The sequence below is a fragment of the Allobosea sp. GW822-FHT03F07 genome (genome assembly GCF_058801345.1).
Genome location: NZ_JBXAND010000001.1, coordinates 991082 through 1005216 on the forward strand (window position 1 = coordinate 991082; position 14135 = coordinate 1005216).

The following is a 14135-nucleotide window of genomic DNA, read 5'->3' on the forward strand; positions in this document are numbered from 1 at the left end:
GAGCGGGTTGGCGCTGGCAAGGGAGCGAGGAAGCGACATGCCATGCCTGCGGGCGTGACATAGTGGCCTTGCCGGTCTATCCCGCCTGCTTCCCCCTCACGGACACACCATGGCCCCCTTGCTCCATCTGCGCGACGTCGCGCTCACCTTCGGCGGACAACCGCTGCTGGAAGCGGCCGAGATCGCGGTCTCTGCCGGCGAGCGCGTCTGCCTCGTCGGCCGCAACGGCTCGGGCAAGTCGACCCTGCTCAAGATCGTCGCGGGCCTTGTTGAGGCCGACAGCGCCGACCGTTTCGTCCAGCCGGGCGCGACGATCCGCTATCTGCCGCAGGAGCCGGACTTCACCGGCTACAAGACCTCGCTCGCCTATGTCGAGGCGGGGCTTGGCCCGGGCGACGATCATTATCGCGCGCAATACCTGATCGATGAACTCGGCCTCACCGGGGAGGAAGACCCCGCGACGATGTCGGGCGGCGAGGCGCGCCGTGCGGCGCTGGCGCGCGTGCTGGCGCCCGAGCCCGACATCCTTCTGCTCGACGAGCCGACCAACCATCTCGACCTGCCGGTCATCGAATGGCTGGAGGAGGAGTTGAAGTCGCTGCGCTCGGCGATGGTGCTGATCAGCCACGACCGGCGTTTCCTCACCAACCTGTCGCGCGCCACGATCTGGCTCGATCGCGGCCTGACGCGGCGTATGGACAAGGGCTTCGGCGAGTTCGAGGCCTGGCGCGACGAGGTCCTCGCCCAGGAGGAACTCGAGCGCCACAAGCTCGACCGCAAGATCGCCCGCGAGGAGGACTGGCTGCGCTATGGCGTCAGTGCACGCCGCACCCGCAACCAGCGGCGCCTCGGCGAACTGCACGGCCTGCGCGAGCAGCGCCGGACCGCGCGCTTCGCCGTCGGCAGTGTCAAGCTGGAGGCCAGCGAGGCGCAGACCTCGGGCAAGCTGGTGATCGAGGCGGTCAACGTCGCCAAGGCCTTTGGCTCGAACGTCGTGGTCAAGGACCTGTCGCTGCGTGTCGCGCGCGGCGACCGCATCGGCATCGTCGGCCCCAACGGCGCGGGCAAGACGACGCTGATCAATCTGCTGACCGGCGCGCGCGAACCCGATTCCGGCACGGTGAAGCTCGGCGTCTCCCTTGAAATGGTGACGCTCGACCAGCGCCGCGAAAGTCTCGACCCGGCGACTCCGCTGGGCGACGCCCTGACCGGTGGCGGCTCGGACCAGGTCATGGTCGGCGACACGCCGCGCCACGTCATCGCCTATATGAAGGACTTCCTTTTCCAGCCGCTGCAGCGGCGCACGCCGGTCGGCGCGCTCTCGGGCGGGGAGCGCGGCCGGTTGATGCTGGCGCGCGCGCTGGCCAAACCTTCCAACATGCTGGTTCTGGACGAGCCGACCAACGATCTCGACCTCGAGACGCTCGACCTGCTGCAGGAACTGCTCGCTGATTATCAGGGCACGGTGCTGCTGGTCAGCCATGACCGCGACTTCATCGACCGCGTCGTCTCGGCGACATTGATCTCGGATGGCGACGGCGTCTGGACCGAATATGCCGGCGGCTACACCGACATGCTGGCGCAGCGCGGACGCGGCGTCGGCGCGAAGGTGAGGGCGCCGATCGGTAAGCAGCAGGCCGTTGCGGCGGTTTCCGCGCCGGCGCCGGCTGCCGCCGCGCCAGCCTCGAAGCGCAAACTCTCCTTCAACGAGAAGCATGCGCTGGAGACGCTGCCGAAGAAGATCGAGGTGCTCCAGGCCGAGGCCGTCAAGCTCAACACGGCGATGGCGGGGGATCTCTACACGCGCGATCCGAAGCTTTTCGCCAAGGCGACGGCGCGGCTCGAGGAGGTCACCCGCGAGATCGCGGATCTCGAGGAACGCTGGCTGGAACTGGAGATGCTTCGCGAGGAAATCGGGGCGTAGGCGCAAGCGCGCCATACGCTTTCCGTCTCGGCGCAGCCGCGAAAACGCATTTGTTGCCGCGATCGATCCGAACCAAAGATCGCAGCACAGAAGACCACAAGGATACAGCATGAGACTCAAGGGCAAGACGGCGCTGATCACCGGCGCGGCGCAAGGCTTCGGCTTCGGCATCGCCGAGACCTTCGTGAAGGAGGGCGCGCGCGTCGCGGTGCTCGACCTGAACGGTGACAAGGCCAAGGAAGCGGCCAAGGCGATCGGCCGCAAGGCCTTCGCGGTGACCTGCGACGTTGCCAAAGCCAAGAGCGTCGACAAGGCCGTGGCACGCGTCATCGCGAAGTTCGGCCGGCTCGACATCGTCGTCAACAATGCCGGCACGACCCATCGCAACATGCCGATGACGGAGGTTCCCGAGGACGTCTTCGACCGGGTCTTCGCGGTGAACGTCAAGTCGATCTACCTGATGACGCTGGCGACGGTGCCGCATTTCCGCGAGCATGGCGGCGGCGTGATCCTCAACATCGGCTCGACGGCCGGCATCCGTCCGCGGCCGGGCCTGACCTGGTACAACGGCTCCAAGGGGGCGGTGAACCTGCTGTCGCAATCCATGGCAGTGGAGCTCGCGCCGGATCGCATCCGCGTCAACGCCATCGCACCCGTCGCCGGCGAGACGCCGCTGCTCGCCACTTTCATGGGCGAGGACACGCCGGAGAAGCGCGCGCAGTTCCGCGCCTCGATCCCGTGGGGCCGGCTCTCGACGCCGCAGGACATGGCGAATGCCGCGCTCTATCTCTGCTCGGACGATGCCGACATGGTGACGGGCACGGTGCTGGCCGTCGATGGCGGGCGCTGCATCTGAGCGCGCCTGCCAATCCGCCATCGCGGCCATCTGACGCGGTGTTCTGCGCTTCCGGTGCTCACGGACCGATGTCCGCTCCGGTTCTCGAATACCGCGCCAGCCGACTCGCGCTGACGAATTCTCAGGGGGGTCTCAGGTGGCGTCTGTCTGACAATCACACCGGCTTGGCGTGCAGGGCGATTTCCTGGCGACGGATCACCGTGCCGTCGAGCTCGAAGCCGCGTTGCTCGAAGGAGATGTGCGGCGCTTTCGCATCGCCCTCGATCCGGAACAGGTGCCAGGTCGCCATCTCGCCATGGCCGAGCGGGCCGATCGAGGCCGAGGGCACGCCGACGATCGGCACGTCGCGCCCCGCGCCCGGGCGCCAGGCGACCGAGAATTTGTGATTGTGGCCGTGCAGCACGAGATCGGCGCCCTTGCGCGCCAGCATCGCCTCGAACGCCGCCGCATCGACCAGTTCGCGCGAACGCCGGGCGCCGCCGACATAGGGCGGATGGTGGATCAGCACGACGCGAATCAGGCCCTCATTGCGGGCGCGGTCCAGCAGCGCTTCGGCCGCTGTGATCTGCTCTCGTCCGACGCGGCCGGTCGCCATCAGCGGCAGGGTCGGGATGCCGGTGTTGAGGCCGATCAGCGCGACATTGCCGCGCCGGCGATACCAGGGATAGCCGATGCCGCCATCGTCGCTGGCGACCCAGGGTGCGAGATGGCCGGCGAGGGCCTTCAGCGAGGAGCGGGCATAGGCGTCGTGATTGCCCGGCACGAAGCTGACGGCCTCGCGGGCGCCCAGCGTGTCGAGGAAGGCGACGGCTGTCTTGAACTCGTCGGGCAGGCCGATATGGGCGACGTCGCCGGTGCAGGCGACATGGTCCGGCTGCTGCGCGCGGATGTCCGCGACGATCAGTGCCAGAATCTCCATGTCATGGGCATGACGACGCTTGCGGCGCCAGTTGACATAGCCGGTCGCACGCTTGCCGATGAGCTGATGCAGCGAGAAGCCCGCGAGCGGGCCGAGATGCGGGTCGGACAGATGCGCGAGCTTGAACACAGCCCAAGCGCTTGCCCTCGCGAGCACCCCGCCGTCAAGCGCGCAGATGCGTCGACTTCGACGCAGCCTGCGCTCCAGCCCGGCTCAGTTGGCCGCGCCGGTCAGCTCGGAAACGATGCGCGAATCGGTCAAGGTCAGAGCGGGCTTCCAGACGTAAGCCGGCTTGGCCTTCAGGCGAGCGATGATGAAAGAGAGCAGCATGACAAAATACCCCAGCGATGAGGCGGTGGTATCTGCCTCCTTTGTGGTGCGTTTGTGACGTAACGGAACGCCAATCGAGGGTCTGTTATGCGCTTTTTGCATAGACAATTCAGGATTTCTTTGAATTTGGCCGGGGCATGACCCCGAAGGACGGATCGCTGGTGCCGGAGGCCGAGCCCAGGCGGGCGGGCCGGCTGCGACGTGCCTCGCGTTGGGTCGCGCATCTTTACACTCGCCTGTCGCAAGGCATGACGCTCGGGGTCCGCGGCGTGGTCCTGGACGACCGGGCACGGGTCCTTCTGGTGCGCCATACCTACACGCCGGGCTGGTATCTGCCAGGCGGCGGAGTCGAGGTCGGAGAGACGCTGGAGCAGGCGCTTGCCCGCGAACTGCGCGAGGAGGGCGCGGTCCGGCTGACCGGACCTGCCGTGCTGTACGGGATGTTCTTCAACCCGGCCCTGGCGCGGCGCGACCATGTCGCCGTCTATGTCGTGCGCGACTTCATCGTCGAGGGGCTGCGGGCTCCGGACATGGAGATCGCGGAGGCGCGCTTCTTTCCGCTCGACGCGCTGCCCACGGGCACGACGCCGGCGACGCGGCGGAGACTGGCGGAGATCGGCGGTGAAGTGATGCCGAATGGAGACTGGTAGTGGAAGCGTCGCTACAGGACGTTTGGGGGATCGGTGGCCTGGTGCTGGGCTCGGCTCTGGCACTGCTTAGAAGACCCTGGTGGTTCGTGCCCTTCGTCGTGAGCATCCTGACCGTGTGCTTCATGCCGGGGAAAGAGTGGGCATTGGTGGCCGAGGAGCCTGCCTAGCCGTTCGTCGGCATCGGATTCTATAGCCTTCCGGCGCTGTTCGGGTGGTTGTTCGGACGGATGCTCTTGGGAATAGCGGGCAAGTGACGCCGCCTCTCGGCTCCCGACAGCTTCGTCCGGCTGCCGCATAGACGCGCGCGTTCCGTCCTGCTACAGCGCCTCCACCATGACGAACGGGCACCTCATTTCCCTGCTGCGACGACCGGCGCGCTGAACGCGCTTCCCGGCATGGCCGCGCCTTGCGCGGACCCTGCGTTCACCACGTCCAGTCTTCTGCCCGCCCGCAGGTTTGCCGCCGTCATGACTTCACTTCCGCTGACCATTCGCCATGAGCTTCCCGTTGACGCGCCCGCGATCGAGCGGCTGCATGAACGGGCCTTCGGGCCGGGGCGTTTCGCACGCACGGCGTTCCGCCTGCGCGAGGGCGTGCCGCCCGACCCGGCGCTGACCTTCGCGGCTCATGTCGGCACCTTCCTGGTCGGCTCGATCCGGGTGACGCCGGTCAACGCCGGCGGCCACACTGCGCTGATGCTGGGGCCGCTGACGGTCGATCCCGCCTTCGAGGGGAGGGGCATCGGCGCTGCCCTGATGAACCGCTCGATCGAGGCGTCGCGCGCGGCTGGCTACGACCTGATCCTGCTGGTGGGCGATGCGCCCTACTATGCGCGCTTCGGCTTCAAGATCATCGCGCCCGGGCATCTCGTGCTGCCGGGGCCGGCCGATCCGGCGCGGTTCCTCGCGCTGGAACTGGTCGAGGGCGTGCTCGCGCAGCGGCGTGGGGCGGTGACGGTGTTCAAGCCGGGCGCGTGAGGTGCTGAAGCGTCATTCTCGGGCTTGACCCGAGAATCTTATGACCAGAAGGCGCTGGCTTCCGAGATGGTCGGGTCAAGCCCGACCATGACGATGGGTCGGCCATCACGCTGCATCGGGCCGCCGGTTGAATTTGCGGCCGCTCTCGCCGAGCCAGCCGGCGACCAGCGCGCCGAAGAGCAAAGCAAGGCCGAGCAATCCGACGAAGAGCGGCGAAATCTGCACGCCGCGCACGATGCCGGAATCGCTGATGCGCAGGCCGATCCAGTCCGAGCCGGCAAACTGGCTGCCCGAGCGGACCGGGACGATGCGCGGCACCGTGACGCCGGAGCCACTTTCCTGCCCAATCCGGCGCGAGGAGCCGCCGGTCGCTTCGGCCAGCGCCTGAAGCGCCGCCGGGTTGCTGACGACCTCCATCAGTTCGCGCGGGTTCTCCGGGCCGACGCTGGCGAAGGCGATGAGGTTGTCGCCGGAGATGCGGTGCAGGCCGAATTCGCCGCTCGGAATCCGGGCGGTGAACAGGCCGGGCCGGCCGGGCTCGAGCGGGACGGAGCGCGATTGGCCGTCGGGGCTGGTGACGATGACGGGGGCAGGGTTGTCGCCCAACGTCTGGCGCTCGACCTCGATGACGCCGCCGCGCGCGACGGCGCGCAACGCCTCCTCCTCGAGATCGGGCTCCTTCATCAGCCAATGGCCGAGCCGGCGCAGCAGGTCGAGATGCGGGCCGCCATCGCGGAAGCCGCGAGCCCAGAGCCAGGCATGGTCGGAGAGGAAGAGCGCAACGCGACCCTTCTGTTCGCGCGCCAGCATCAGCAGCGGGCGCTCGCCCGGGCCCGTCATCACCGGCGAGCCTGTGCGGGCGCGGGCGCCGACCATACGCAGCCATTCGCCCCATTGCGGCGGCTCGACCTCCGAGCCCGGCAGGTCGCGCGTGACGGGGTGGCGCTTGCCGGGCTCGCTGACGCGGGCGCGATAGGCCTCGTCGATCACGGAACCGTCGGGCGCCGCCGGCAGGATCTGGTTGAGTGGTGTGCGCGAGAGCGATTGGGCGCCGGCATATTCGGGACCGGCCGCGATCAAGAGCGCACCGCCCTCGCGGACATAGCGGACGATGTTGTCGAAATAGACCAGCGGCAGGATCGACTGGTTGGCGTAACGGTCGAAGATGATCAGGTCGAATTCCTTGATCTTGACCTGAAACAGCTCGCGCGTCGGGAAGGCGATCAGCGAGAGTTCATTGATCGGCGTGCCATCCTGCTTCTCGGGCGGGCGCAGGATGGTGAAATGGACGAGGTCGATATTGGCGTCGGCCTTGAGCAGGTTGCGCCAGGTGCGCTCGCCCGGATGCGGCTCGCCCGAGACCAGCAGCACGCGCAGCTTGTCCCTGACGCCGTCGATCGTGATGACGGCGCGGTTGTTGGCGAGCGTAAGCTCGCTGTCGAGCGGGGCGGCCTCGATCTCGATGACATTGGGGCCGCCGCGGTCGATCCTGACCGGGACCGAGACGATCTCGCCGACGGTGACCTCGCGGCGCGCGACGATCTCGCCGTCGCGGCGGATGGTCAGGCCGGCGCGGCCGGGTCCGCCCTTCTCCAGCACGCGCAGGCGCACGTTCTGGTCCTTGCCGACGATGCCGAAGCGGGGCGAGTCGACCAGCACGATGCGGCGGTCGACTTCGGCGTTGCGGCCGGTCGTCAGCACATGCAACGGAGCGCGCAGGCCGAGCGCCTCGGCGTTCGGCGGAGCGTCATGGGCCAGGCCGTCGCTGATGACGATGGCTCCGGCGACACGTTCGGACGGTACGTCGGCGAGGCTCGCCGCCAGCGCCTCGAACAGACGGGTGCCGTCGCCAGAGCCTTGCGCATCGCGCACCTCGACGATGCGCGACTCGACATTACTGAGCCCGCGAAGCTGGCGCTCGACCTCGGCCTGGGCGGCCTCGGTCTGCGCGCCACGGTCGGCCAGCCTGTTGGAAGCCGAGCGGTCGACGATGACGGAGACGACGTCCTTGACCGGCTCGCGATCCTCGAAGACGAGGGAGGGGTCGGCCAGCGTCACCGTCAGCACGCCAAGGGCCAGCGCGCGCAGGATGGCGCTCCTGCCTGCCAGCACGATCGCTGCGCCGGCTGCGAGCGCCGCCAGGATGGCGAGGCCGATCAGCAGCGGCAGCGGGACGAGGGGGGCGAAGGAGAGGCTCCACATATCCTACTGTCCCAAGCGTTCGAGCAGGGCCGGGACATGGACCTGATCGGCCTTGTAGTTGCCGGTGAGCGCGTACATGACGAGGTTGACGCCGGCCCGCAGCGCCATTTCGCGCTGGCGCGGATCGGAACCCGAAAGCGGCACGAGCGGCTCGCCGCGCCGGTTCACGGCCCAGGCCGAGGCGAGATCGTTCGAGGTGATGACGATGGGCGAGACATTGTCGCCGGCGCGGGCCGGGCGACGGCCATCGGCGCCGGCGGGCGGCAGGATCTCGACCCAGGTCGTGCCGGAATCGTAGCGGCCCGAGAAGCCGTCGAGGATATAGAAGGTCTTGGTCAGGACGTGGTCGCGCGGCAGCGGCTCGAGCTCGGGGATGTCGAGCGTCTGCAGCATGCGGCGCAACTGGTCGCCCTCGGGCGTGGTGCCGCCGCCGGGCCGGGCGCTCATGGCGTCGCGGGTGTCGAAGATCACGAGCCCGCCGCCCTTCATATAGGCCTCCAGCTTGCGCAGCGTCTCGGCGCTGGGGATCGGCCGTCCGGCGACGATCGGCCAGTAGAGCACCGGAAAGAAGGCGAGTTCGTCGCGCTCGGCATTGACGCCGACGGCCTCGCCCGGCTCCAGCGCGGTCCGGGCCCCGAGCACCAGGTTCAGCCCGGCGAGTCCGGCCTTGGACATGTCGTCGACCGTCCTGTCGCCGGTCAGTACATAGGCGAGCCGGGTCACGGCGCCGGCGGCGAAGAGTTCGCGCGGAATCGGCGGGCGCTGGTCGACAGGGGCTGCGGCTACCGCCGGAGGGGCCGGGATTTGCGCCTGTGCCTGGGCTCGGACGGGTTCTGGCAGCAGCGTCGTTCCACCAAGAGCCAGCCCCACCAGTATCGCGGCCGGGGCGGCGCGGCGGGCCTTGCGGGCAACCGAAAGCCTGCCGCCGAGCCAGAGCGTCGCCAGCGTGTCGGCCACCAGCAGCAGAAGCGCCAGCACCAGAAGCTGCGGGCGGATGTCGAGGGCGACGGGCTTGTCGACTGGCAGGATCGGTGCGCCCAGCGCCGCGAGGTCGATCGCGCGGAGAGTGTCCGTGGAGTTCAGGGCATTGACGGCGAGCGAGCCTTCGGCCGGGCCGTAGATGCCGGGCGGGTGCGCAAGCGTGGCGCGGCTGGTGAGGCTGCGGGGGACGGGCTGGGCGGTTGCGGGCGGGCTGCGGAAGACACCATGGCCGTCGAGGACGCGGGTCGGCGACAGGGTCTCCACGCGGGCATCCTCTCCCTGGGGTTCGGCCGGGCCGGTGCCGGCAAGTCCGACGATCTTGCGGAGCATTTCGACGAAGAGGCCCGACAGCGGCAGGTTCGACCAGGTCGTGTCGGCGGTGACATGCATCATCGCGATCATGCCGTCGCCGCGGCGCTCGCCGGTGACGACCGGAGTGCCGTCTTCCAGCGCCGCCCAGGTCTTGCGCGAGAGGTCGGCCTCGGGCTCGGCCAGAATCTGCCGGGAGACGCGCACGTCGTCGTTGATGGCCACGCCGAAGAACGGGCTCTCTCGGGTGAAGGGCGCGAGCTTGCGCGGCGTTTCCCAAGAGAGGCCGCCGCCGAGCGTGCGACCGCCACGACGTAGGCGGACCGGGGTAAGGTCGTCGGTGGCGGCGGCCAGGCGCGCGCCGGCAAAACGCAGCAGCACGCCGCCGCGCTGGATGAAGGCGTTGATCTTGCCGGCTGTGTCGGGGTCGAGCGCGCCGATATCGGCGAGAACCAGGACCGAGAGGTTCTGCGCCAGCAATTCGCCGACCGGGTCGGTCGACCCCGGACGCGGCTCGCGGATCTCGGCGAAGGGCGAGAGCGCGCGCGAGACGTAGTAGGTCGGCGAGAGCAGCGGCTGGGCGGTATCGGTAGTGGCGCCGGAGACGATGCCGACGCGGCGGCGCTTGGCGCGGTCGTCGAGCAGGGCGACGGCCGCGGCGCTTCGCTCGGCGACGATCTCCAGCCGCGAGACGGCGTTGCGAACCTCGATCGGCAGGGTCAGTCGCGCGGTCGTCTGCAGGTCCGCGCCGTTGAAGACGAAAGGCGCATCTCCGAGCGGCAGGCCCTTGAGGTCGAGGGCGCGGACCTGGCCGCTGGCGGCTGCCGCCGTCGTCGGACGCAGCACCTTGACGGCGAGCGCGCCGGCGAGATTCTCGGGCGCGGCGAGTGCGAGCTGGTCGATTGGGCCGGCATGGATCGAGAGGCGGCTGGCGTCCGCCACCTGCTTCAGTCTGGCGAGGAAGGCGGAATCATCCGTCACGGACAGGCCGTCGGCGACCCAGACGACCTCCGTATCCGGCGCGGCACGCAGAAAGGCCTCGATGCGGGGCAGATGGGCGCCACGGTCCGGCGCATGCGGCTGCAATGCGAAGGCGCGCAGCCGGTCGAGCGCGGCGCGGGGTTCGGACAGCACAATCTCGGCCGGATTCTCCGCGAGGCCGACGAGTGCGACCGGCCGGCCTTCGCGGGCGGCGGCGGCGACACGCGATTCTGCGACCAGGAGCCGCTCGGGCCAGTCGGTCGCAGCGCCGAAGCCGCTGTCGATGAGCAGCAGCATCGGGCCGCGCAACGGGCCGGCTTCGCGCGGGGGATTCCAGACCGGGCCGGCGACGGCTAGGATCGCCAGGGCCGCGATCAGCATGCGCAACGCCAGCAGCCACCAGGGCGTGTGGGCCGGCATTTCGCGCTTGGCGACGAGATCGGTCATGATCTTCAGCGGTGGAAAATCGATCCGTCGCGGGCGCGGTGGCGTCACCCGCAGGATCAGCCAGAGCGCCGGCAGCAGGGCGAGCGCGGCGAGGGCCAGCGGCGCGGAGAAGGCGAGGGGGAGCGAGCTCAGCATGGGCTATCTCCCGGTTCCGCGGGCGGCGGCGACAAGGCTGGCGATGCGCAGCACACCCTCGCTCGCAGGCCGGTCGGTGCGGTGGAGCGTCAGCGTCCAGCCGGCCTTGCGGCAGGCCTCCCTGATGGCGTCGCGATGGGCTTCCAGTCGCTGGCGATACTCTTCCCCCCAGGAGCCGGCATCGCCGACGCGAAGGGAGAGACCGTCCTCGAGATCGAAGAGTTCGGCCTGGCCGGTGAAGGGAAAGGTCTCCTCGATCGGGTCGGCGATCAGCAGGACATGGCCGCGCGCACCCGATGACGACAGTGTCGCGATGCGCTTGGTCAGCGAGGCGGCAGGCGAGAGCCCATCGGTGATGATGATCGCATCGGCGAGGCGCGGCAGCGGCGCGTCCGGCGGCAGGTCAGACTCCGCGCCCTTCGCATCGACGAGGATCGCCTGCGCGAGCATCTCGACGATGCGGCGCGAGGCCAGGGCGCGGGTCAGGCCGAGATGGCCGACGCGCTCGCCGCCCTCGACCAGCGTTTCGGCCAGGGCGAAGCCAGCGACCAGCGCCCGGTCGACCTTCGAGGTCACGGCGAGCGAGGAGGCGAAGCCCATCGAGGCCGAGCGGTCGATCCAGAGCCAGATCGCATGCGAGGCCTCCCATTCGCGTTCGCGCACGAAGAGATGCCCGTCGCGGGCCGAGCGGCGCCAGTCGATACGCGAGGAGGACTCGCCGGTGACGAGCGGGCGATACTGCCAGAAGGTCTCGCCCGGCCCGGCACGCCTGCGGCCATGAATGCCGTGAACGCTGGCCGAAACCCGGCGCGCCTCGAGGATCAGCCGAGGCAGGCGCGCCGCGAGATCGAGCGAGGCGGTGACAACCGGCTTGGCCGGCTGGCGTTCGGCAGGCCCGAGAACGCGCGTGCGCAGCATCGGCCCTGGCCCCCTATCCCAGCCGTTCGACGAGCTTGCCGATGATGCCCTCGACGGTCTCGCCGTCGGCACGGGCGGCAAATGTCAGCGCGACGCGGTGCTTCAGCACGGGGATCGCGAGCGCTACCACATCGTCCACGGACGGGGCGAGACGGCCTTCCACCAACGCGCGGGCGCGGCAGGCCAGTGTCAGCGACTGGCTGGCGCGCGGGCCGGGGCCCCAGGCGAGCTTGCCGGTGATCGAGGTGTCGCTGCCGTCGCCGGGGCGGGCGGAGCGGACGAGATCGAGAATGGCGTCGACGACGTTTTCGCCGACGGGAAGACGGCGCACCAGCCGCTGCGTTGACATCAGCGTCTCGGCGGTCATCGCCTGGACCGGCTTGTGCTCGGAGGCGCCGGTGGTCTCGGTCAGGATGCGGCGCTCGGCCTCGCGGTCGGGATAGTCGACGTCGATCTCGAGCAGGAAGCGGTCGAGCTGGGCCTCGGGCAGGGGGTAGGTGCCCTCCTGCTCGATCGGGTTCTGGGTCGCCAGGACGTGGAAAGGAGCCGGCAGGTCGTAGCGCTCGCCGCCGACCGTGACATGGTGCTCCTGCATCGCCTGCAGCAGGGCGGACTGGGTGCGGGGGCTCGCGCGGTTGATCTCGTCGGCCATCAGAAGCTGGGCGAAGACCGGGCCCTTGATGAAGCGGAAATGGCGCTTGCCGTCGGCGCTCTCGTCGAGCACCTCGGAGCCAAGGATATCGGATGGCATCAGGTCCGGCGTGAACTGGACGCGCCGGGCGCTCAAGCCGAGGACGGTGCCCATGGCTTCTACGAGTTTCGTCTTGGCGAGACCGGGCACGCCGACCAGCAGGCCGTGGCCGCCCGCCAGCAATGTGATCAGGGAGAGGTCGACGACCTTCTGCTGGCCGAAGATGACCTGTCCGATCTCGGTGCGGGCCGCGCCGATCGCGCCCAGCGCCGCTTCCGCGGCCTCGACGATTCCGGTATCGAGGCTGATCGGCGGGTTGGCTTCCGCCGCACGCACTTGCGCCACCATGTCGATCTCCTTCACCCTCGGGGGCTGCGCCGCGCAGCGTCCTGGGACCTTCGGTCTTGCAACCTTGCAACGGCCTGAGCCGTTGAGTGTGGACGGCGCGCCATGCCGGCTCAAGGGCGGAATGGCGCGGTGCACAGAACTCCGCTTCACGATTATGTGGAGTTCAAGGCAGAGACGACGATGCAACCAATATGCCGCATGCGGCGCGGACGGGCTTTTCGATGATCGAAACGGGCAATGCGATGGAACGTCTGGTCGCGGCGCTACGTGGCGGCAAGACGCGCGGGTTGCCGCCCGTGGAGCGCTGGAATCCCGATTTCTGCGGCGATATCGATATGAGGATCGCCGCCGACGGGACCTGGTTCTATCTGGGAACGCCGATCGGACGGCCCGCTCTGGTCAAGCTTTTCTCCTCCGTCTTGCGGCGCGACGGCGACGATTACGTTCTCGTGACCCCGGTCGAAAAACTCGGGATCGTCGTGGAGGACGCGCCGTTCCAGGCCGTCGAAATGGCGGTCGATGGCGAGGGAGAGGCCCGCTCCATCGCGTTCCGGACCCATGTCGACGATCTCGTGGAGGTCGGTCCGGAGCATGCGATTCGCTTCCAGCGCGAGGTTGGGGACGGGCTCAAGCCTTATGTTCATGTCCGCAGGGGCCTCTGGGCGCGCGTCACCCGCGCCCTGACCTATGACCTGCTGGCGCTGGGCGAGGTGCGCGACGTCGAGGGCATCCCCATGTTCGGTGTCGCTGCGGGCGGCCATTTCTACCCGGCCGTGCCGGCGAGCGAGATCGAAGGGCTGTAATGCGGGCGCTGAATCTGACGGCCGACGAATTCATCGATCTGGCGAAGCAGAGGCTGCGGCCGGAGCCGCCGTCGTTCGGGGATGTGATCCACCGCCCGCGCGGCGACCACGAGATGCAGCCGCAGCCGATCGCGCCGCCGGACGAGAAGGCGGCGGTCCCGGCCGCTGTGCTGATCGGGGTCGTGCCGCGCCCGGACGGGCCGACCGTGTTGCTGACGCAGCGCGCGGCGGCTTTGCGCAGCCATTCGGCGCAGGTGGCGTTTCCCGGCGGACGCGTCGATGCAGTCGACGGCTCGCCGGTGGTGACGGCGTTGCGCGAGACGGAGGAGGAGATCGGCCTGCCGCGCGAGCGCGTCCGGACGCTGGGCTTCCTCGACGCCTATCTGACCGGGACCGGCTATCGCATCGTGCCGGTGGTGGCGCTGGTCGAGCCGCCGTTCTCGCTGACCCTCAACACCAATGAGGTCGACGAAGCCTTCGAAACGCCGCTCGCCTTCCTGCTCGACCCGGCGAACCATCTGCGCGAGGGCCGCGAATGGCAGGGGCATTATCGCACCTACTATGCGATGCCGTTCGGGGATCGCTATATCTGGGGAGCAACTGCCGGCATGATCCGCAATCTCTATGAGCGGCTCGTCGGCTGAACCGACAGGACGGCCAGGCC

The 14135-nt window shown here is 69.0% G+C and carries 11 protein-coding genes; 6 read left to right on the plus strand and 5 right to left on the minus strand.

The annotated features are described in order from the left end of the window. Positions 1-109 precede the first annotated feature (109 nt). Positions 110-1924, plus strand: coding sequence for an ABC-F family ATP-binding cassette domain-containing protein (locus AC1RMY_RS04710; protein ID WP_492862786.1), 1815 nt, complete (start codon positions 110-112; stop codon positions 1922-1924). Positions 1925-2033: 109 nt separating this feature from the next. Continuing rightward, positions 2034-2780 carry an SDR family oxidoreductase gene (locus AC1RMY_RS04715; protein ID WP_492862787.1) on the plus strand — a complete coding sequence of 249 codons (747 nt, stop codon included), beginning with the start codon at positions 2034-2036 and terminating at the stop codon, positions 2778-2780. A gap of 154 nt (positions 2781-2934) precedes the next feature. Here AC1RMY_RS04715 and AC1RMY_RS04720 read toward each other — a convergent pair whose 3' ends face one another. Further along, positions 2935-3828, minus strand: a complete 894-nt coding sequence (locus AC1RMY_RS04720) for a metallophosphoesterase family protein (RefSeq protein WP_492862788.1) — start codon at positions 3826-3828, stop codon at positions 2935-2937. A gap of 338 nt (positions 3829-4166) precedes the next feature. Between AC1RMY_RS04720 and AC1RMY_RS04725 the strand changes: the two genes are divergently transcribed. Together AC1RMY_RS04725 and AC1RMY_RS04730 are read left to right on the plus strand one after the other, a co-directional pair. Continuing rightward, a complete protein-coding gene (locus AC1RMY_RS04725) occupies positions 4167-4679 on the plus strand; it encodes an NUDIX domain-containing protein (protein WP_492862789.1) in 513 nt (170 codons plus the stop codon). A 467-nt stretch (positions 4680-5146) separates the two neighbouring features. Then, positions 5147-5656: a GNAT family N-acetyltransferase gene (locus AC1RMY_RS04730; RefSeq protein WP_492862790.1), complete on the plus strand. Its 510-nt coding sequence runs from the start codon at positions 5147-5149 to the stop codon at positions 5654-5656. A 105-nt stretch (positions 5657-5761) separates the two neighbouring features. Here AC1RMY_RS04730 and AC1RMY_RS04735 read toward each other — a convergent pair whose 3' ends face one another. From AC1RMY_RS04735 to AC1RMY_RS04750, 4 genes are read right to left on the minus strand one after another with little or no spacing between them, the layout of a single operon-like run. Beyond that, positions 5762-7858, minus strand: coding sequence for a hypothetical protein (locus AC1RMY_RS04735; protein WP_492862791.1), 2097 nt, complete (start codon positions 7856-7858; stop codon positions 5762-5764). 3 nt (positions 7859-7861) lie between these two features. Further along, complete coding sequence (locus tag AC1RMY_RS04740; RefSeq protein WP_492863560.1) at positions 7862-10708, minus strand: DUF4159 domain-containing protein; 2847 nt, start codon at positions 10706-10708, stop codon at positions 7862-7864. A gap of 6 nt (positions 10709-10714) precedes the next feature. Next, positions 10715-11629: a DUF58 domain-containing protein gene (locus tag AC1RMY_RS04745; RefSeq protein WP_492862792.1), complete on the minus strand. Its 915-nt coding sequence runs from the start codon at positions 11627-11629 to the stop codon at positions 10715-10717. A 13-nt stretch (positions 11630-11642) separates the two neighbouring features. Next, positions 11643-12668 (minus strand): AAA family ATPase, encoded by a 1026-nt coding sequence (locus AC1RMY_RS04750; RefSeq protein ID WP_492862793.1) that lies wholly within the window; start codon positions 12666-12668, stop codon positions 11643-11645. Positions 12669-12859: 191 nt separating this feature from the next. Here AC1RMY_RS04750 and AC1RMY_RS04755 point away from each other — a divergent pair, with 191 nt between their 5' ends. Both AC1RMY_RS04755 and AC1RMY_RS04760 read left to right on the plus strand, forming a co-directional pair. After that, positions 12860-13471 carry a DUF1285 domain-containing protein gene (locus tag AC1RMY_RS04755; RefSeq protein WP_492862794.1) on the plus strand — a complete coding sequence of 204 codons (612 nt, stop codon included), beginning with the start codon at positions 12860-12862 and terminating at the stop codon, positions 13469-13471. Next, a complete protein-coding gene (locus tag AC1RMY_RS04760; protein WP_492862795.1) occupies positions 13471-14115 on the plus strand; it encodes a CoA pyrophosphatase in 645 nt (214 codons plus the stop codon). The genes AC1RMY_RS04755 and AC1RMY_RS04760 overlap by 1 nt, the downstream gene beginning before the upstream one ends. The last annotated feature ends 20 nt before the right edge of the window (positions 14116-14135 follow it).